At 37.8% G+C, this 20,193-nt stretch carries 21 protein-coding genes; all 21 read right to left on the bottom strand.

The genetic code is table 11. The features are described from left to right. Positions 1–383: 383 nt before the first annotated feature. On the bottom strand, positions 384–1,136 hold the full coding sequence (recO, locus tag WQ54_RS30730; RefSeq protein ID WP_046590646.1) for a DNA repair protein RecO: 753 nt from the start codon (positions 1,134–1,136) through the stop codon (positions 384–386). Between the two features lie 33 nt (positions 1,137–1,169). Further along, positions 1,170–1,313, bottom strand: a complete 144-nt coding sequence (locus WQ54_RS33220) for a YqzL family protein (protein ID WP_084822393.1) — start codon at positions 1,311–1,313, stop codon at positions 1,170–1,172. Positions 1,314–1,501: 188 nt separating this feature from the next. Further along, on the bottom strand, positions 1,502–2,413 hold the full coding sequence (gene era, locus WQ54_RS30725) for a GTPase Era (protein WP_046590644.1): 912 nt from the start codon (positions 2,411–2,413) through the stop codon (positions 1,502–1,504). After that, a complete protein-coding gene (locus WQ54_RS30720; RefSeq protein WP_046590642.1) occupies positions 2,406–2,804 on the bottom strand; it encodes a cytidine deaminase in 399 nt (132 codons plus the stop codon). The genes era and WQ54_RS30720 overlap by 8 nt, the downstream gene beginning before the upstream one ends. 167 nt (positions 2,805–2,971) lie before the next feature. Further along, on the bottom strand, positions 2,972–3,346 hold the full coding sequence (locus WQ54_RS30715) for a diacylglycerol kinase family protein (protein ID WP_046590640.1): 375 nt from the start codon (positions 3,344–3,346) through the stop codon (positions 2,972–2,974). Beyond that, positions 3,318–3,800, bottom strand: coding sequence for an rRNA maturation RNase YbeY (gene ybeY / locus WQ54_RS30710; RefSeq protein ID WP_046590639.1), 483 nt, complete (start codon positions 3,798–3,800; stop codon positions 3,318–3,320). The genes WQ54_RS30715 and ybeY overlap by 29 nt, the downstream gene beginning before the upstream one ends. Continuing rightward, entirely contained in the window at positions 3,797–5,923 is a 2,127-nt protein-coding gene (locus WQ54_RS30705; RefSeq protein ID WP_231597718.1) for an HD family phosphohydrolase, read from the bottom strand. Before WQ54_RS30705 ends, ybeY begins: the two co-directional genes overlap by 4 nt. 248 nt (positions 5,924–6,171) lie before the next feature. Then, the gene (locus WQ54_RS30700) at positions 6,172–7,137 is read right to left on the bottom strand and encodes a PhoH family protein (protein WP_046590635.1); all 966 of its coding nucleotides are present in this window, start codon (positions 7,135–7,137) and stop codon (positions 6,172–6,174) included. A 3-nt stretch (positions 7,138–7,140) separates the two neighbouring features. Then, a complete protein-coding gene (gene yqfD / locus WQ54_RS30695; protein WP_046590634.1) occupies positions 7,141–8,328 on the bottom strand; it encodes a sporulation protein YqfD in 1,188 nt (395 codons plus the stop codon). Positions 8,329–8,451: 123 nt separating this feature from the next. Next, on the bottom strand, positions 8,452–8,739 hold the full coding sequence (gene yqfC / locus WQ54_RS30690) for a sporulation protein YqfC (RefSeq protein WP_046590632.1): 288 nt from the start codon (positions 8,737–8,739) through the stop codon (positions 8,452–8,454). A 71-nt stretch (positions 8,740–8,810) separates the two neighbouring features. Beyond that, entirely contained in the window at positions 8,811–9,287 is a 477-nt protein-coding gene (locus tag WQ54_RS32305; protein ID WP_052738052.1) for a hypothetical protein, read from the bottom strand. A gap of 73 nt (positions 9,288–9,360) precedes the next feature. Further along, the gene (gene floA / locus WQ54_RS30680) at positions 9,361–10,353 is read right to left on the bottom strand and encodes a flotillin-like protein FloA (RefSeq protein WP_046590630.1); all 993 of its coding nucleotides are present in this window, start codon (positions 10,351–10,353) and stop codon (positions 9,361–9,363) included. 91 nt (positions 10,354–10,444) lie between these two features. Continuing rightward, a complete protein-coding gene (locus tag WQ54_RS30675) occupies positions 10,445–11,740 on the bottom strand; it encodes a nodulation protein NfeD (protein ID WP_231597717.1) in 1,296 nt (431 codons plus the stop codon). 286 nt (positions 11,741–12,026) lie between these two features. After that, positions 12,027–12,473, bottom strand: a complete 447-nt coding sequence (locus WQ54_RS30670) for a GatB/YqeY domain-containing protein (protein WP_046590626.1) — start codon at positions 12,471–12,473, stop codon at positions 12,027–12,029. A gap of 14 nt (positions 12,474–12,487) precedes the next feature. After that, positions 12,488–12,661 (bottom strand): 30S ribosomal protein S21, encoded by a 174-nt coding sequence (gene rpsU / locus WQ54_RS30665; RefSeq protein WP_010678174.1) that lies wholly within the window; start codon positions 12,659–12,661, stop codon positions 12,488–12,490. Positions 12,662–12,880: 219 nt separating this feature from the next. Further along, positions 12,881–13,552 (bottom strand): deoxyribose-phosphate aldolase, encoded by a 672-nt coding sequence (gene deoC, locus WQ54_RS30660; protein WP_046590777.1) that lies wholly within the window; start codon positions 13,550–13,552, stop codon positions 12,881–12,883. A 278-nt stretch (positions 13,553–13,830) separates the two neighbouring features. Continuing rightward, the gene (gene mtaB / locus WQ54_RS30655; RefSeq protein ID WP_046590622.1) at positions 13,831–15,192 is read right to left on the bottom strand and encodes a tRNA (N(6)-L-threonylcarbamoyladenosine(37)-C(2))-methylthiotransferase MtaB; all 1,362 of its coding nucleotides are present in this window, start codon (positions 15,190–15,192) and stop codon (positions 13,831–13,833) included. A 6-nt stretch (positions 15,193–15,198) separates the two neighbouring features. Further along, entirely contained in the window at positions 15,199–15,954 is a 756-nt protein-coding gene (locus WQ54_RS30650; RefSeq protein ID WP_046590620.1) for a 16S rRNA (uracil(1498)-N(3))-methyltransferase, read from the bottom strand. 11 nt (positions 15,955–15,965) lie between these two features. Further along, positions 15,966–16,952, bottom strand: a complete 987-nt coding sequence (gene prmA, locus WQ54_RS30645; RefSeq protein WP_046590776.1) for a 50S ribosomal protein L11 methyltransferase — start codon at positions 16,950–16,952, stop codon at positions 15,966–15,968. Between the two features lie 51 nt (positions 16,953–17,003). Beyond that, positions 17,004–18,125 carry a molecular chaperone DnaJ gene (gene dnaJ / locus WQ54_RS30640; RefSeq protein WP_046590619.1) on the bottom strand — a complete coding sequence of 374 codons (1,122 nt, stop codon included), beginning with the start codon at positions 18,123–18,125 and terminating at the stop codon, positions 17,004–17,006. 216 nt (positions 18,126–18,341) lie between these two features. Then, positions 18,342–20,171 (bottom strand): molecular chaperone DnaK, encoded by a 1,830-nt coding sequence (dnaK, locus tag WQ54_RS30635; RefSeq protein WP_046590617.1) that lies wholly within the window; start codon positions 20,169–20,171, stop codon positions 18,342–18,344. Positions 20,172–20,193 lie beyond the last annotated feature (22 nt).

Raw genomic sequence — 20,193 nt, 5'->3', positions numbered from 1 at the left:
CAGCTTTTCGGATCATTATGATCAGCAATACCTCACTTTTCTTTATAGCTTCTCTCGAATCTCGAAAGGGGAATGTTACTAACCGTTAAGATTTAAGAATAGTGGCGACAAAACAAAAAGCCCTCGTCCCTATGCCACCATTCATGACATAGGGACGAGAGCATACCCGCGGTTCCACCCTAATTGCTTATCATTAAAAAAGAAGATAAGCCACTTAAAAAAAATGCTCCAGAATGCCTTTCGTTACGAGCCAATCCTTAGCTTTCACCATCCTAAGGTCGCTTTAATCGGAAACTTCGTAAGTACTCTTTTCCTTCAACGCAAGATGTTAAATTATACTTGCATCTTAATCGAAAAATGATTGGATGTCAACTGTGCAGACACTATAGTTTGCCTTTTAAGGAATCCACTTGATCTAAAAATCGTTTTGATTTAAGTGTTAACCCTGAATATTCTTGGTAATAGGCTTGAATCACAGTTTTTAGTTCCCTTTTTGTTTCGGGCTTCACTGAAATGTTCCCAAGCCGGCTTAAATCAAAATAATAAAACAGCCGTAATAATTTCACCGTTATTTGGGATATTTGCAACCTGTATGGATCATGTTCAAAGCATCTATGGCAGATAAACCCGCCTTCCCGGATTGAAAAATGAAAGGTGCCATCCTTGCTTTTACACAAAACACAACCATCAAGCTGGGGGTGAAGACCCAACACTGTCAATATTTTCATTTCAAAAATATTGATCAAGATTTCTGGATCGACTCCGTCATCCAAATATTCGAAAGTCTGTTTCAACAACTCAAATAAGTAGGGATTTCGCTCTTGATTCTCTGTGCTTTTATCTAATAATTCAGCTATGTAAGATGCATATGCAGTTAAAAAAATATCCTCGCGAATCCCCCTTAAAGAACGGATTGTTTCCCCTTGCTGAAGGCTGCCTAAACCACTTGTTTTTTGAAATAAAAACGTTCCATACGTAAAAAGTTGGGTTATGGACGTGAGGCGGCTATTTGGTTTTTTCGCGCCTCTTGCCATTACCCCAACTTTTCCTGCTTCACGAGTATATATGGTAATAATTTTATTTGTTTCACCATAATCCGTAGATCGAATTACAATTCCTTCACATTTTTGAAGCAAATTTCCCTCACCTTCCAAAGGTTTAGGCAAGATTTAGGAAATTGGAAAATCCATTTCAGCTAGTTCATCATCATGAGAATCGGGTCCGTCATCATTCTCCTTTTCTAATTCTTTAAAAAGAAGATACGTATCAATGCTACCTGTTTGCGAAAAGACCTTCCAGGTAAAATCCAACATAATAACCCCACCTTTCAGTTGTTAAGACTAGCAAGCAATATATATCCAATTTCTTTATAGTTATCTTGACCTTCTTCAGTCCGATTCATGTTAAACAATTTTTGCTAATACATTTCATGAATAAGTAGTGTATTTTTTGACGTGTTATGAAGCTGCATTATTTGGCTGATCAGAACAAAGTAAATGGATCAGTATTCATCTTCCCTAAATCCATAATCTCTTAACTGTGATGCTTTATTTCGCCAATCCTTCTGAACCTTCACCCATAACTCCAAAAAGACCTTTGACCCTAACAAAGCTTCAATATCAGCACGGGCCCTTTTTCCAATTTCTTTGAGCATACTTCCTTTTTTTCCAATAATTATCCCTTTTTGAGAATCACGTTCTACAATGATCGTAGCACCTACAAAAATAGCTTGATTATTTTCGCGTCTTTCAAGTGTGTCCATAACAACTGCAACTGAGTGTGGGATTTCTTCCCTTGTTAAATGAAGGACTTTTTCACGAACCAACTCTGTGATAATAAAGCGCTCGGGATGATCTGTTACTTGATCCTCAGGATAGTACTGCGGACCTTCAGGCAAGATTTCTTCAATTTGCTGCAAGAGCCTATCAACATTATTCCCTTGCAAAGCAGAGATCGGGACAATTTCTTTAAAAGGGTAAAGATTTTTATATTGCTCGATTAAAGGTAAAAGCTCATCTGGATGAATTTGATCAATTTTATTAATGATCAAGAAAACAGGTGTATTTGTCTGCTTTAATCGTTCCATGATAAACTCATCACCTCGGCCATAGCCTTCTTCAGCGTTGATCATAAATAGAATGAGATCCACTTCTTTTAAGGTGTTATGAGCTACCTTCATCATAAAGTCCCCGAGCTTATGCTTCGGTTTGTGAATTCCCGGTGTATCGATAAATATAGTTTGTGAACTGTTTGTCGTATAAACTCCCTGGATTTTGTTTCTGGTTGTTTGCGGCTTATCACTCATAATCGCAATTTTTTGGCCGATTACTCTATTAATAAAAGTTGACTTACCGACATTAGGTCTTCCAATAATGGAAACGAATCCTGATTTATATCCTTGGTTATTATTCATGTAAATCCTCCGCTGAAAATGCACCTGGTAGTAAATCTTGTACAGTTAATTCTTCAACATCACCTTGGAGGTTAGTTAAAATTACTTTCATATCCTTTGGACAAAGCTCTGAAATTACTTGACGGCATGCTCCACATGGCGGAACCGGTCTTTTCGTATCTGCAACAACTGCTATTGCAGCATACTCTTTGTCACCTTCAGAAAAAGCTTTAAAAAGGGCTGTACGTTCAGCACAATTGGTCATGCTGTAAGCAGCATTTTCAATATTACAGCCTTTATATATTTTACCATCTTTTGTTAACAAAGCGGCGCCTACATTAAACTTTGAATAGGGAGTATAGGCCAAATCACGTGCTGCTTTAGCTTCTTTGATGAGTTGTTCAATGTTCACTATCTTTCTTCCTTTCCCTAACGGCAATTTCCATTGCTTACCTTTATTTTACCTAATTTTCACAGTGAATTCATGTTTTCATCAATTTTGTAATTAAAATGTAAGAATTTTCGCAATACATTTGCAATAAACTTACAATATCGAATATTAATAAGAACCATGTAAATTCAAATATGATTAATCACAATGATGATCCCTATTATAACCGATAGAATCGCATAAACCAAAACGGCGCCTGCTGCTGCATCTTTTGCCGCTTTGGCCAGTGGTTTAACTTCCTCGGTTACTAAATCAACTACATGCTCGATTGCCGTGTTCATTAATTCCAAAGCAAGCATACCGCCGATTAAAAACAGGATGATCACCCACTCAATTTTTGTAAATTCAAAGAAAAAACCAACGATAAAGACTAAGATTGAAATCATCACATGAATTTGAAAATTTCGCTCTGTTTTTAACGTCTGGGTAATTCCACTCCACGCAAACTTAAAACTTTTATAAAATCTGTTCCACTCAGAGTTCGGCTGATCTTTTAAGCCCATAGCTATCTAAAATTTCCTTTTGCTTAGTAAACATTACTTTTTCATCTGCATCATTCATATGGTCATATCCAAGTAAATGCAAAAAACCGTGGACAGCAAGAAATCCTAGTTCTCTCATAAATGAATGGCCATACTCAATCGCCTGTTCTCTTGCGCGAGGAATGGAAATGATAATATCACCTAGCATAGGAGGCTGTTCTAATCCGACAATTTCCAGTTCCCCCTCTCCCATTTCTTCTAAAGCGAAAGAAATGACATCTGTAGGCTGATCCTTATCTCGGTACTCACGATTTATTTCTTGGATACGTTCATTTGTTACAAACGTAACAGATAGCTCCGCATCTTGTTTTACATTTTCAACATCTGCTGCAAATTGCAGCAAATCCTCTATTTTTGTTTGCTTCTCTTCTGATAATTCATTTGTTTCGTCAATACAATCGATGATTAGTCTCATGCTTGTTTCACCTTCTGTTTTTTAGTTAATTCCGGGTACTCAATTCTGGAATGGAAAATCCCTTTTAGCGATTCACAGAAAGACTTTGCAATGATATCAAGTTCTTTTAAAGTTAAATCACATTCATCTAATTGATGGTCCTGCAGCCGATCCGAAATAATCGAACGAACAAGTTTTTCTATTTTTTCCGGTGTTGGATTTGACATTGAGCGAACAGCCGCTTCTACACTATCAGCGATTGATATAATCGCAATTTCCTTTGTTTGCGGTTTTGGACCAGGGTACCGGAATTCCTCTTCATAGATGGACGGATTTGTTTGCTTTGCTTGATGATAAAAATATTTTAATAAGGATGTACCATGGTGCTGTTCTGCTATATCAATAAATTCCTTTGGCATTTTATTCTTTTTTAACATCTCCACGCCATCAGTTACATGTGAAATAATAACGTTCTTACTGAGTTGTGCTGACAGTTTATTATGTGGATTTTCAATATTCATTTGATTTTCAATAAAATACTGCGGACGCTTCGTTTTTCCAATATCATGGTAATAGGCTCCAACTCGTGCCAACAACCCATTTGCCCCTATTGCTTCACAAGCAGACTCCGATAAATTGGCAACCATTACACTATGATGATAGGTTCCTGGTGTTTCCGTCAAAATCTTTCGAAGTAAAGGATGATTAGGATTAGATAGTTCAATTAATTTCATCGTTGATAAGATTCCGAATCCAGTTTCGAAAAATGGCATAAAACCTATTGTTAAAACGGAAGAAACTAACCCTGACACACATGCCATAATAAAATATGAGCTAATTTCAACATTGGAGTAACTGCTGTTTCGAATGAGCATAATTGCTGTTATGACAAGTACATTCATTCCGGCAACAAATAATCCTGCTTGTAAAATTTTCGATCTAAGATTATGTTCACCGAAAAATAATACCGCTGCAAGACAGCCAAATAAATAATAAATCCCTACTGAAAAGTTAAAACTTCCAGTAACACCTTCATTAAATATAACACTGCCGCAAATTGCAAATATCATACATGTCAAAGTCGCTAAACGTTCATTTAGCAACAACTTAACAAGCATAGCACCCATTGCTACAGGAACAAGATAGCCTATATGGGTGTAATCAATCTTTTGAAACAGACTAACGATTTTCATTAAAAGAATGGTAATAGCGAATATTAAGCAATACAGAAGCAATGAATTGTTTTTCTTAGAAATTGGACGATCCTTCTTCTCAAAATAATAGATAACTCCGATAAGAATTAAAAGAATGAGCAGTCCTAATCCTAAAAATGGTTTGTATGATTGTTGATTATCCAGCAATCCTACTAATCCAAGTTTCCGATAAACTTCCCGGTTGATCAGTTCATCCTCTTCAACAAGAATTTGTCCCTGTTTAATTTGAGCTTCCTTCACTGCATCAACAGCTTGCTGTCTTTTTTCCTCTGTCGCTTTCAAATCAAACACAACGTTTGGAGTAATCGCATAACGAGCTAGTTCTTGAGAAGCTTGAAGAACGTCTGGTTTCAGCGATGTATATTGCAGTTCTTCAACCACCTGTTTTTTCGCTTCAGATAATTGAATAATCGGGATTTCCATGCTCATAATATTATTGACCGCCGTGACAACAGCATCCTTTGAAAGGACTATCTCATCTTTGGTCGTTGTAAGCAAAGGGATGAATGTTTCCTTCGAAATTTTTTCGTTAATTGACGGTGTTAATTTATCTTGTAAACGTTTTACCTTTTCTTCAGGGGTTAACATAGCGTCTGAAGTGTTTTCCGCATTTTTTTCTGCTTCTTCTTCCTGGTGAACTTCAATAATCGCATCGAATATAGACGAAATGAGATCAACCTGTTTTTCTGAAATTTCCTTTTTTAAAACATATTGATCTTCAACCGAATCATACGCCTCTTGCTTTTTTCTATCCGTTTCAACTTTATCATCAACCGTCGTTGGTGAATAAATTGTTTCATCTGAAACAGTAAAAAGCTCGATGTCCAATGTTTCCGGCTTTACATTACTATAAAGAGATACGAATAAGATCACAGCTAAAATGGCATATAAAAAAACATGAAGGAACTTATAATTATTTAGTTTTTCGATAAATTGTTTTGGTTTTTGTTTCTCAGTCTTTTTTTTCACAAAAGGCACCACCTTTTACTGCGCATAAAACTAAAATTTTTTGGTTCACTTCTTTCATTATTTCTTTTTACCCCAAAATGTTCAACCTTTAGGACAAAATACGGTAAAAAAACACCTTTTCAAAAAGAATTTTTCCGTTTTTATTTTACAACATTCTGTTGTTTTCTACATCCCTAAAAAAGAAGTGACCCGAATTAAGGCCGGGTCACTTAACCTTCATTGGCATGTTCATATGCTGAAATAATTTTTGCAACAAGCGGATGCCTAACTACATCTGATTGTTCCAGCTCTACAAATGAAATGCCAGAAACGTCCGCAAGGATCTCTCTTGCAACCGTTAAGCCTGATTTAACTCCCTTTGGCAAATCAACCTGTGTACGATCACCTGTAATGACCATTTTGGAGCCGAATCCCAGCCGTGTCAAAAACATTTTCATTTGTGCTGGTGTTGTATTTTGCGCCTCGTCTAAAATAACGAATGCATCATCTAACGTCCTGCCTCTCATATAGGCTAGAGGAGCGATTTCAATTGTCCCTCTCTCAATAAGCCTTCCGGTATGCTCCATTCCTAAAACATCATGAAGTCCATCATATAGAGGTCTCAAATATGGATCTACTTTCTCTTTTAAATCTCCGGGTAAAAAGCCTAAGCTTTCACCAGCTTCAACAGCGGGTCTGGTTAAAATAATACGTTTAACACTGCCGTTTTTTAAAGCATTAACAGCCATCACAACAGCTAAATATGTCTTACCAGTTCCAGCTGGCCCTATCCCAAAAACTAAGTCCTTATTTTGAATAGCAGCAATATAATGACGCTGCCCCAGTGTTTTGACCCTGATAGATTTTCCTTTGGCTGTTTTTGCTACCTCTTGTACATAAAGGTTTTCAAATTGATCTAATTGTTGTTCCTTAGCCATGCTGATAGCATAGATCACATCACGTTCACTAATATTTACCCCTTTGCGGATAATAACTAGCAGTGATTTTAACAGTTCATCCACCAGCTTAACGTGTTCGGAGTCACCTGAAACAAAAACTGCCCCGCCTCTAGTTACGATCGATACGGCTAATTCTTCCTCGATCCGCTTAAGATGAACATCATGATTACCAAATAAAGCGATGGCTTCATTTGGATTTTCTAATTCTTGACTCATGGTCACTAATTCTTCTGGCATTCTTTAGTCTCCCTGAACAATTGGTGTAGTTTTTACGATATTTTCTATTACTTGGTAATGAACGGTTAATTTTACTTTACCATTCTCAATCGACTCGTGCAAAACTTTTTCTCCAATTACTTTTTCACCTTCACCAAGTTTATCCTCAATATTTTTGCGGCCACGATCCAACGCAGCTTCCTTTGCTTGCTTTTCCGTATATTCTCTGGTGACTTTTTCATTCTCACGATACGTTTCTTTTACATATGCGATCGGCAATGTGAAGTTTAAAAAATTAACATGACGTGCATCATCTTCGACAATATAGGAGGTGAATTCAGGATCTTTAAACCCCCAGATGGGAATCTTTACGGAACCTAGTTGAAGATAATGCTTATGCTTATCTTCCCCAGTTAAGACGTGAAAAGTCGTCTTTAATGGGAGGGTTATCGTCGATAAATGCCAAGTCTCACCGAAAATTTCTGCTTTCGCTGCCACTTTTTTCTGTTCATCTTCTTTTCCAATTAAACCTGATACTAATATTTGCCCTTTTTGAACATTTTCATGTAACGTTGTTAGGGGCTGTCCTTGTTCAACAAACATTTTCTTAATGGTTGCTTTTTTCTTTGCCACAATATGTCTTGGGCTCACAAGTTTTTCTTCTTCAGGTTGATTTTTCTCGACTACCTTCAAATGATAGGTTGTGCCCGTTAGTTCTACACCAACCCATGTAATTTGCTCAATATTATCTGTTAAGCTTTTTTGAATTTCATCAGGGTTTTCTACAAAAAATTGAAATTTTCCTGTTTTAACCCCAATCCGTGACAGCTCTTTTTTAATTAAATGCTCTGTTTCAGGAGAAGCCCCCTCTACTTTTATACCCCATATCATATTTGATAAAGCAAAAATAACAAACAAAAATGCTAATAGACCTAATACAAATCCGCTGTTCCGCCAGGATCTTCTCAAGAAAAATGGGAAGCCCAATCTTTTTTCAAAACGGCATTTGCATTCATTCTTTCTTACCACTCTTCTTAAGGCATGTACATCTTGAAGGCGAATGAAAAAATGCATCCCATCTTTTTGATTTCTTCTTACATTCCAAACAACAATCTTCTCACGAATGCAGTCATTTAAAAAACGTTCAGTTCCTCGTCCTTGAATACTCACTTTTACAACCCCGAATAAAAAACTTGTCCATTGATTTTTCATGCTCATCCCCCTATATATAAACAACATAGATATGGTGATTAATTATAAGTCCAATGCTTGCCTGCTGTGTAAAAATGTGCACTACACAGCAGACTTCTAATAACGAACTTATGCAATGCTCTCTTAAGTTCCATCAAGATAAAGAACCTGATTTATTTTCCCTTCAAGAAGGATTTCTTCTGGCAAAATCGTCTTTATGACAAAGGCTTCTCCTTTAATTAAAAGCTGTCCTTGCTTTAATAGAAGACGAAGCTCCGTATCAGTAAATTTAAGGAGACCTCGATGATTTTCTATGTAAATATGAAGCTGACCAACCATCGTAATTCTAGGAAGATCCATCATGACATCCGGCGGTAGTTCAATTGTATTTGTAATCCATCTCGTTAGCTGCTGACGCCATTTTTTTGCCATAAAAAAAGACCCCCTTTCATCTCATATGTATGAGAGAAAGCGGGTTCTTATAACACGATTATTGTTAGAAGTTATGAATGTCTTCTTTTTCGGGTATAATGCGGGTTTTGTGACCTTGGCGGACCTAAAATTTCACTCCAAATAATCCCTTGAACTGCCTTTTGTTTATCCACGGAAAGGCTATTCTTATTAATAATACGTTTTGCATTTGAGGTCGATACTTTTTGATTAACCTGTGTCTTTTTTTGTTGTTCTTTTGCTTGGTTATTATTTATAGCTTTTGCAGGTTGCAAATTTTTCATTTTTTCATATGCCTGCTGAACGGTCTCAATAACTTGAGTAGCCTCTTTACGGTGCTTTTGTTCACTGGTTGACTTTACAGGCGTAGGATACGGTCTTGAGTCTTTTCTCTCTTTTGGTTGATTCACCTGCTTTTTAGGTTGTTCGGCAGGTGCATCGTCTTTCTTTGATGTGAAAATTTTTGTGAACACCCAAGCAAGGATCCCCCAAACGATTGGATTTGTAATGATTTCTGTAAGCAGCTCCATAAGTTGCTCCCTCCTTTACATGAGGAATGGGATAAAGTGCCATGTTTAAAAATAATCCGATGATAGGGATTGATTAATATTGGTCATTATCATTTTGATCTTGATTTATTTTGCCAATTGAATCTCTCATATCTGTGTCTGCTGAGATATTTTTAATATTCATATAATCCATGACACCAATGTTTCCAGAGCGAAGCGCTTCAGCCATTGCAAGAGGTACTTTTGCCTCTGCTTCTACAACCTTAGCCTTCATTTCCTGAACGCGAGCAAGCATTTCTTGTTCTTGAGCAACAGCCATTGCTCTTCTTTCTTCAGCTTTAGCCTGTGCAATTTTCTTATCTGCTTCTGCTTGTTCTGTTTGTAATTCGGCACCAATATTCTTACCGATATCCACATCTGCAATATCAATCGAAAGGATTTCAAAGGCAGTACCAGAATCCAGACCTTTTCCTAAAACGGTTTGTGAAATCAGGTCTGGATTTTCAAGCACTTTTTTATGATTATCAGATGAACCGATGGTACTTACAATCCCTTCCCCTACACGGGCAATAATCGTATCTTCGCCGGCACCGCCGACTAAGCGTTCAATATTTGCACGCACGGTAATTCTTGCTTTTGCCTTTACCTCAATCCCATCCATTGCAACACCGGCGATAAACGGCGTTTCAATTACTTTTGGGTTGACGCTCATTTGAACGGCTTCTAACACGTCACGACCAGCAAGATCAATTGCCGCACATCTTTCAAAGGTTAATTCTATATTCGCTCTTTCTGCTGCAATTAAAGCATTAACAACACGGTCTACATTTCCGCCAGCTAAGTAGTGGCTTTCCAGCTGATTAGTTGTTACATCCAGGCCAGCTTTATGAGCTTTAATTAGGGGGTTTACAACCCTGCTTGGAATAACGCGTCGTAATCTCATTCCAATCAAGGTAAAGATGCTTATTCTAACACCTGCCGCTAACGCAGAAATCCATAAAGCTATTGGTACAAAAGTAAAGAAAATGCCTAAAAAAATTAAGCCTAAAATAATAAGTCCAATGAACAGTATCGCTGATGCTTCCATTGTTTTTCCTCCTAATATTTCATAATCTATCCATATTAAATTGACTTACTTTACTTAATACTCTTACTACAATGCTAAGATAAATTAACATTCAGTTCAGTTCTCTTACAACTATTCTTGCCCCTTCTACTTTAACAACTTTTACATGCTGTCCTTTTGCTATATATCCGCCTTCTGTTACCACATCAATACGTTCTTCAGCAATCACTGCTGTTCCAGATGGCCTTAAAGTTGTGAAAGCAACCCCTTCTAGCCCTAATAAATCAGTGCGCGATTTATTTGATACATAACCGCTTTCGGTATTTGTTGAATCACGCAAAATTAATTTTTTAAAAAGATTCATACGTTTTCCAAACACCTTTACTAATAAAATGGATGCTGTAATAGAAACAGCAAGAGCAATTCCTAAAGAAATCGTCATATTTACAAAATTACCTGAAGCAATATATAAGCTTGTGATAATGCTGCCAATGCCCAGAACACCAAGTATGGCACCCGGCACAAACAATTCTGCGATCAGAAAAATAATACCTAATACAAATAAAATAATTGATTCCATTCCTGCTAATCCCGCGACTAAGTGACCATAGAAAAATAGAAATAATGAAGTTAATCCCGTAATTCCAGCAAGACCAAAGCCGGGTGAATAAAGCTCAACAACTAAACCCAAGCTGCCGATTGACAATAGAATGGGGACAACAACCGGATGTGTAAGAAATCGTGCAACTTTTTCAGCAAAACTCTCTTTTGCTTCAATGATCTCAGCACTTGATAAATTTAATTGATTTAATAAGTCTTCACGGTCTTCTGCAGTCCCTTCTGAGTAGCCAACCTCTAAAGCACTCTTTGACTCAAGAGTCAACAAGTCCCCTTTCCCAGCGCCGTATTCAGGGATATCAACATCCTTATCTGCCATAGCTAACGCATATTTAGGATCACGACCATTACGTTCTGCTGATTCCTTTAATTCTGACAGCCATAGTGATTGTGCCTTATCATCTGCTGCATTGCCATCTCCTGTAATTATGGCTGCAGAACCCATCTGACTCCCAGGAGCCATATAGATTTGATCGGCATTCAATGCAATATAAGCCCCAGCGGAAATGGCTCTTCTATTAATATATGCCGTTATAGGAATCTCACTTGAACGCAGTATATCCGCAATTTCCATCGCACCGTCAACAGCACCGCCCAATGTATCTATTTCTAGGATGATATGGTCTGCTTCCTGAGCATTAGCTTCAGAGATTGTTCGCTTAATATATTGAGCGAGACCCTTCTCAACTGTTTCTTCAAGAGGAATAATAAATACCTTCTGGTGTGAATCAGCTTGAAGCTCATGACTAAATCCATCAAATAAGGCCAAAATAAAAGCAAAAGCGATCATAAGCTGAAAAAAGCGCTTTTTCATCGTCTAAACCCTCCTCTCAGTTAAGCCCTACTCTTAATACGATTTTGGTTTACAATTAGTTTCATTCATTCCTAATAAATTTTATGTATGTTTTAACATTTCATTATAATTAAGGCTATTTTTTAATAGATTTTTGCTTCTTTCTAAAAAAGTGGGATTCAGTGCACATTTGTTGTTATCACTTCTAGTATCATAACAAGATGTTTCGCAAAAACTTCCAAAATTAAAAGACACCTTGCATAGCAAGGTGTCTTATTATCATTTATGATAGTTGTTGTTGCACAAGCTTGTTTACAAGACTTCCGTCTGCTTTTCCTTTAACCTTGGGCATGAGTGCTCCCATTACTTTCCCCATATCTGCTTTAGATGAAGCATTGACCTCTGAAATAGTTTGTTTTACAATTTCAAGAATCTCTTCTTCTGAAAGCTGTTCAGGCATATAATCGACCAAAACGTCAATTTCAGCTTGTGTTTTTTCAACTAAATCCAAACGATTAGCATTTTTAAATTCCTGGAGGGAGTCTTTACGTTGCTTTAATTCGCGAGAAAGAACCGTCAATTCTTCTTCTTCAGACAATTCGCTTTTGCCAAACTTAATGGCTTCATTTTGCAAAGCAGCCTTCACCATTCGAATGACAGCTAATTTGTCTTTTTCTTTGTTTTTCATCGCTTGTTTCATATCTTGATTAAATTGCTCAAGAAGACTCATAAGTACACCCTCTTTTAATATTTGCGCTTTCTAGCTGCTTCAGACTTTTTCTTACGCTTTACGCTAGGTTTTTCATAGAATTCGCGCTTTCTAGCTTCTTGTATTGTACCACTTTTAGATACAGTACGTTTGAAACGACGAAGAGCATCTTCAAGCGACTCGTTTTTACGAACGACCGTTTTTGACATTCTCTTTCCCTCCCTCCGAATACAACCAATCGACATCTTTAAATAAAACATGTCTATAGTATGACTAAACATGTACTTTGCAATTATAATATAACGAATAATGCAGGTCAACTCATATCATAAAAAGTCCGTTTATAAAATATTCTTTGAATGATTTGATTATTTTATGCAGGCTTTAAATGACTGATTGTATATTTTAAAAAAATGGGCTCACGAACATTAATAATCAGAATTCGATGTTTCACCTTTTACAATTGCTACTCCCGAGCTTGCTCCAATACGAGTTGCACCGGCATTTATTAATGCTTCTGCACCCTTTGTATCACGAACTCCGCCAGATGCTTTAACACCAATATCAGGACCAACTGTTTTTCTCATAAGCTCAATATCTTCTACAGTCGCTCCTCCTGTTGAAAAACCAGTTGAGGTTTTTACAAAGTCAGCCCCGGCATGAACTGAAATCTCACAAGCTCTTACCTTTTCTTCTTCCGTTAAAAGACTGGTTTCGATTATTACCTTCGTCAATGCTTTACCTTTAGCAGCTTCCACCACTGCTTTTATATCTTGTTCAACAAGTTCATTATTTTTATCTTTAAGAGCACCAATATTAATAACCATATCAACCTCAGTTGCTCCTTTTTCGATCGCATCCTTTGTTTCGAACGCTTTTGTTTCCGGTGTATTAGCACCTAAAGGAAAACCAATTACCGTACAAACCTTTACATCCGAACCTGCTAATAGCTGTGCTGCGGTTTCTACCCAAATTGGATTTACACATACAGATGCAAATTCATATTCTTTGGCCTCATGACAAAGCTTTTCAACAATTTCCTTTGTTGTATCCGCTTTTAAAGCTGTGTGATCGATCATTTTTGCTATATTTGACAAAATCCATCGCTCCTTTTTATGTATATAGTTGTCCGACCTCTTACATCTTAACATTTTTGAGAAATAAAAACGAGTACAAATTTAATTTGTACGAATTAAGACATTTTACACTATAAAAAATGATATTAAAGAACAAAGGAATAGGAATAGCAGGTGTTCTTTTCCTTCTATTCCTATTCAACTTAATACCTTTATCCGATGGCGCATGAAGCCAGACAGTAATTTTATACTCTCTTACTATTTAAAAAAGGATTGACGAATGTCAACCCTTTCCGATTGTATTAAGAAGAAAGTCTAATCTTTTCTTCTGTTTGAATTGGCTCCTCTATTATCCTTACAAATTGACCTTCATTATAAGGATAACCTGCCTTTGTTATTTTAACTTTTACAATTTTACCGACCATTTCTTCAGTAGCAGGGAAAACGACCTTTAAATAATTGTCCGTATAACCTACATATAAGCCTTCGTTTTCCGTTTCTTTAAATGGTTCCTCCGGAATGACTTCCAATACCTCATCCTCAAATTGTGAAGCATATTCTTTTGCTAATTGATCGGATAATTCAATCAAGCGATGTACACGTTCATTTTTAATGTCCTCATCGACTTGGTTATCCATTCGAGCAGCAGGAGTGCCAGTCCGCTTAGAATAAGGAAAAACGTGAAGCTCAGAAAACGAATACTTTTTAATAAAATTATAGGTTTCCAAAAATTCTTCTTCGGTTTCTCCCGGAAACCCAACAATCACATCTGAAGTAATTGCTAAACCAGGTAAAGCCTCTTTTAAACGATCTAATCTATCAGCAAAAAATTCCATTGTATATTTTCTGCGCATACGCTTTAACACGGAATCTGAGCCAGATTGGATCGGAATGTGCAGATGACGAACAACCTTTTCCGATGTTTTCAAAACCTCAATAACCTCATCTGAAATTTGGCTTGCTTCAATCGAAGAGATACGAATGCGTTTTAAGCCTTCTACTTGTTCCTCTAAGTCACGCAAAAGCATCGCGAGGTTGTAGTCCTTTAAGTCCTCACCATATCCGCCTGTATGAATACCTGTTAAAACAATTTCCTTATAGCCAGCATTCACCAGCTGCTGTGCTTGGGCCACAACCTCTTTTGGGTCACGTGATCGCATTAACCCTCGCGCCCATGGGATAATACAAAACGTACAAAAATTGTTACAGCCTTCTTGAATTTTTAATGAAGCTCGTGTCCGATCCGTAAATGAAGGTACATCGAGCTCTTCATATACGCGGGTTTTCATAATATTACGCACACCATTAATCGGTTGTCTTTCTTTTTTAAATTGCTCAATATAGTCCAGCATCTTCACACGATCCTGTGTTCCAACAACTATATCTACACCAGGTATCGCCATAATCTCTGCTGGAGAGGTTTGAGCATAGCAGCCTGTTACACAAATAACGGCATCAGGATTTTTACGAATTGCACGGCGAATTACCTGACGGCTTTTTTTATCACCTGTATTCGTTACTGTACATGTATTTATCACATAAACATCTGCAATTTGCTCGTACTCGGTACGCTCATAGCCATTCTCTTTAAATAATTGCCAAATGGCTTCTGTTTCATAATGATTCACTTTACAACCTAATGTATGAAAGGCAACTGTTGCCATTAATCATCACCTCGATAATTCGAAATAATACGAAACAGCTGATAATAAATATAAGGGTGCTGTTTCAGTTCTTAAAATTCTTGGACCAAAGCTGCAAGTAAGAAAACCTTCTTCTTCGAGCTTTGCCACTTCTTGCTCCGTTAATCCACCTTCAGGGCCAAACACGACAAATAACGACCCGCCATCCGTTAATTCTGCGAAAGCCTTTGCGAGGTTCTTTTTCTCACCTTGCTTAGCCGATTCCTCATATGCAATAATCTTAACATCGTAATCAGCAGCCTGTTTTAATAAATCAACGAACAGACAAGGCTCAAAAACAGATGGAATTTTATTTCGATATGATTGCTCAGCGGCTTCTTTTGCAATTTTTCTCCAGCGATCTAACTTCTTTCCGACCTTCTTTGGTTCGAGTTTAACGATTGAACGAGCAGCATTAAAAGGGATAAAGGAAGAAGCACCTAATTCGGTGCCCTTTTGAATAATCCATTCGAGTTTATCCCCTTTAGGCAGCCCGCTCGCAATGGCTACTTCTATTGGAAGCTCATGGTTTACCGTCATCCATTCTATTATAAAACAGTTTACTTGGTCATTGGTAATTTCAGCAATTTCACAAAGTGCCTCAAATCCGTCCTTTGTACAGCAAACAAGCCGATTACCTTCTTGCATCCGTAAGACACGGGAAATATGATGGACATCATCACCGGTAATAATGATTGCTGTTTTAAGATTAGCTTTTACTTCTTTTATAAAGTAACGTTGCATAGCAGCCACCCCTAATTTTGTTTAACACTTTGTGAATCCAGGGCTTTTACCCCCTCATCGCTTCGCTTCTTAGCAATAAACGCAACCCAATCTTCCATAACCATTGTTTCTTCAATAATAAAACCAGCTTTTTGAAGTGCATCTTTCACTTCTTGCTTTTTATTTTGAATAATACCAGATGTAATGAATGTCCCGCCTTGTTTTAAGACATCATAGGCATTATCAATAAAACGAACAATAATTTCTGCCAGTATATTTGATACAATAAGATCCGCTGGACCGTTAACTCCATCTAAAAGATTGTTTTGCGAAACAGAAACAACATTTTGTACTTTGTTTAGCTTACAGTTGATCCGTGCACTTTCTACTGCAACTTGATCTAGATCAAGAGCATTAATTTTCTCAGCCCCAAGCAATGCAGCAGCAATCGACAGCACACCAGATCCTGTTCCCACATCGACCACCCGATCACCTTTTTGAACAGTACGTTCTAAAGCCTGTATACAAAGTACAGTTGTTGGATGTGTACCAGTTCCGAATGCCATGCCTGGATCAAGCTCAATAATTAATTCATCTGAACTGACAGGCTCATAGATCTCCCATGTTGGAACAATTGTAAACTTTTCAGAGATTTTCACTGGATGATAATATTTTTTCCAAGCTGTTGCCCATTCTTCTTCATTTACTTCACTAATCGTGATCTGATTTTTCCCGAGATCAATATCATATACAAGCAAATTGTTGATGGCAGCTTTTATTCCGTCAACTGTTTCACCGAGAAAGCTATTAATTGGTAAATACGCTTTTACAACAACCCCTTCTTCAGGGTAATCTGTCGGATCAAGTTGGTAGATTTCTCCTAAAGCTGTACTTCTTTCCTTAACAAAATCAGCAATATCCTCAATAACTACTCCACTTGCTCCAGCCTCATGCAGGATATTTGAAATGGGTTCAACCGCTTCTTGTGTTGTATGAATACTAAATTCTGACCACTTCATATCTACCAACTCCAATCCTTCTAACATTGTTCTTTCCTTAATATTTCTATCTTAATCCCCTTTGAACGCTCGCTTTACCTTATCAAAAAAGCTTTCTTCATGTTCATCGGGCTTTGAGCCGCTAATTTCCGCGAATTCACGTATTAATTCCTTTTGTTTTTCAGTTAAGTTTGTTGGGGTTAATACACGTAAGATGACATATTGGTCACCTTGGCCATAACCTCTAACATTTGGAACCCCTTTTCCAGTCAAGCGGAATTTTTTACCTGTTTGTGTCCCTGCTGGAACCTTTAGCTTTATTTTGCCATGAAGCGTTGGAACCTCTATCTCGTCTCCTAATGCTGCTTGAGCAAAAGTTAACGGCATTTCACAATAGATGTCATCGCCATCTCTTTCAAAGAACTCATGATCTCTTACATGGAAAACGACATATAAATCGCCAGGAGGTCCTCCATTAACTCCTGGTTCACCCTGCCCTGACACACGCAATTGCTGACCATCATCAACACCGGCAGGAATTTTCACTTGAATCTTTTTGCGTTTCTTCACTGTACCAGTTCCGCGGCATGTTCCGCATTTATGTTTAATGATCTTACCTGTTCCTTCACAATGATGGCAAACACGACGGTTTACGATTCTGCCAAATGGAGTATTTTGCTCCACATTTAATTGACCGCTGCCGCCACAATGTGAACAAGTTTCGGGCTTTGTCCCTTTTTGTGCACCTGAACCATTACATGTTTCACATGTTTCATCTCTTGGGATCTCAATTGTTGTTTCTTTCCCGAACACAGCTTCTTCAAATTCTAATGTCATTGTGTATTGCAGGTCAGCACCCTGTCTTGGTGCATTTGGATCACGTCTTCTTGTTCCGCCGCCAAAGATTGAACTAAAAATGTCCTCAAAGCCAAAACCATCTCCGCCGAAGCCAGCACCGCCGCCAAAACCTTGATTTGGATCTGTATGACCAAACTGATCATAGTGTGCTTTCTTTTGATCATCACTTAAGGTTTCATAGGCTTCTTTGATTTCTTTAAATTTATCTGCTGCGTCTGCTTCTTTATTAATATCAGGATGGTATTGCTTAGAAAGCTTTCGATAAGCTTTTTTAATATCATCTTTAGTCGCGTTCTTACCTAACCCAAGTACTTCATAGTAATCACGCTTGCTCATAATTTCTCACTCCCGATTTTCTCACATAAGGTAAATTGTATCACTCAAAAGAGAGGAAAAGCAACAAATAGTTCTCCAGTTTGTTGCCTCGTCGTATGCTCTTGCTGTCATGATGAATGATTGTTCGGTTAAAGCAGAAGGTTTATAATAAGCCTTTTACCCCAAAAAAAGCCAAAGTCAAGACAAGCCTGACTTTGACTTTTCACCAAAGGGGTATTATTTATCGTCGTCTTTAACTTCTTCAAATTCAGCATCTACAACGTCATCTGCTTTACCACTTGCTGCTTCTCCGCCTTGCTGAGCTTGAGCTTGCTTTGCTGCCTCTTCATAAAGTTTTACAGAAAGCTCTTGAACGATGTTTTGAAGCGCGTCTTTTTTCGCTTTGATTTCTTCTAAATCATTTTTCTCAATCGCTGCTTTTAAAGCGTCTTTTGCTTCGTTTGCTTTCGCTACTTCTGCCTCATCAACTTTACCTTCTAGATCTTTTAATGTTTTTTCAGTTGTAAACACTAATTGATCTGCTTCATTGCGAAGCTCAACTTCTTCTTTACGTTTTTTATCAGCATCCGCATTTTCTTCCGCTTCTCTTACCATGCGATCGATCTCTTCATCTGATAAACCTGTAGAAGATTTAATAGTAATAGTTTGCTCTTTATTTGTACCAAGATCTTTTGCTCGAACATTTACGATACCGTTTTTGTCGATGTCAAAAGATACTTCAATTTGCGGAACGCCGCGCGGTGCTGGCGGAATGTCTGTTAATTGGAAACGACCTAATGTTTTATTGTCAGCCGCCATCGGACGTTCACCTTGCAGCACGTGAATATCTACTGCTGTTTGATTATCAGCTGCAGTTGAGAACACTTGTGACTTACTTGTTGGAATCGTTGTATTACGATCAATAAGCTTCGTAAATACACCGCCCATTGTTTCGATACCTAATGAAAGCGGAGTTACGTCAAGAAGAACAACGTCCTTAACATCTCCAGTGATAACGCCACCTTGGATGGACGCACCAAGTGCAACAACCTCGTCAGGGTTTACGCCTTTATGAGGTTCTTTGCCAAGGGCTTTTTTAATTGCTTCTTGTACGGCAGGAATACGAGTTGAACCGCCAACAAGGATTACTTTATCGATCTCACTTGCAGAAAGGCCGGCATCGCTTAATGCTTGGCGAACAGGTCCCATTGTTCTTTCCACTAAATCAGCTGATAGCTCATCAAATTTAGCACGTGTTAAGCTAACTTCTAAGTGAAGCGGACCAGCTTCTCCAGCAGTGATAAATGGTAATGAAATTTGTGTTGATGTTACACCTGAAAGATCTTTTTTCGCCTTTTCAGCAGCATCTTTTAAGCGTTGTAACGCCATTTTATCTTTGGACAGGTCAATGCCGTTATCTTTTTTGAATTCTGCAACTAAATAGTCAATGATTACTTGGTCGAAGTCGTCTCCGCCTAGACGGTTGTCACCGGCAGTTGAGCGAACTTCGAATACACCGTCACCAAGCTCAAGAACAGATACGTCAAATGTACCGCCGCCTAAGTCATAAACAAGGATCGTTTGATCTTCATCCGTTTTGTCTAAACCATATGCTAATGCAGCAGCAGTAGGCTCATTTATGATACGCTCTACTTCTAGACCGGCAATCTTACCAGCATCCTTTGTAGCTTGACGTTCAGCATCATTGAAGTATGCTGGTACAGTAATAACTGCTTTTGTAACAGGTTCGCCTAAATATTCTTCTGCATAAGATTTTAAGTGTTGAAGGATTATCGCAGAAATCTCCTGCGGTGTATAGTTTTTGCCTTCAGCTTCAACCTTATAGTCAGTACCCATATGGCGTTTAATTGAAATGATTGTATTTGGGTTTGTGATTGCTTGACGCTTTGCAACTTCACCAACTTGTCGTTCACCGTTTTTGAAAGCAACAACAGAAGGAGTTGTACGGTTACCTTCTGGATTTGGGATCACTTTTGGTTCTCCGCCTTCTAAAACTGCGACACATGAGTTTGTTGTACCTAAGTCGATACCGATAATTTTACTCATTAATTAGAACCTCCTAATATGT

The sequence above is a fragment of the Bacillus sp. SA1-12 genome (assembly GCF_000981385.1).
Taxonomy (GTDB): Bacteria; Bacillota; Bacilli; order Bacillales; family Bacillaceae; genus Metabacillus.
The sequence above is the reverse complement of the archived record's forward strand: the minus strand, read 5'-3'. Positions and strand labels throughout refer to the sequence as shown.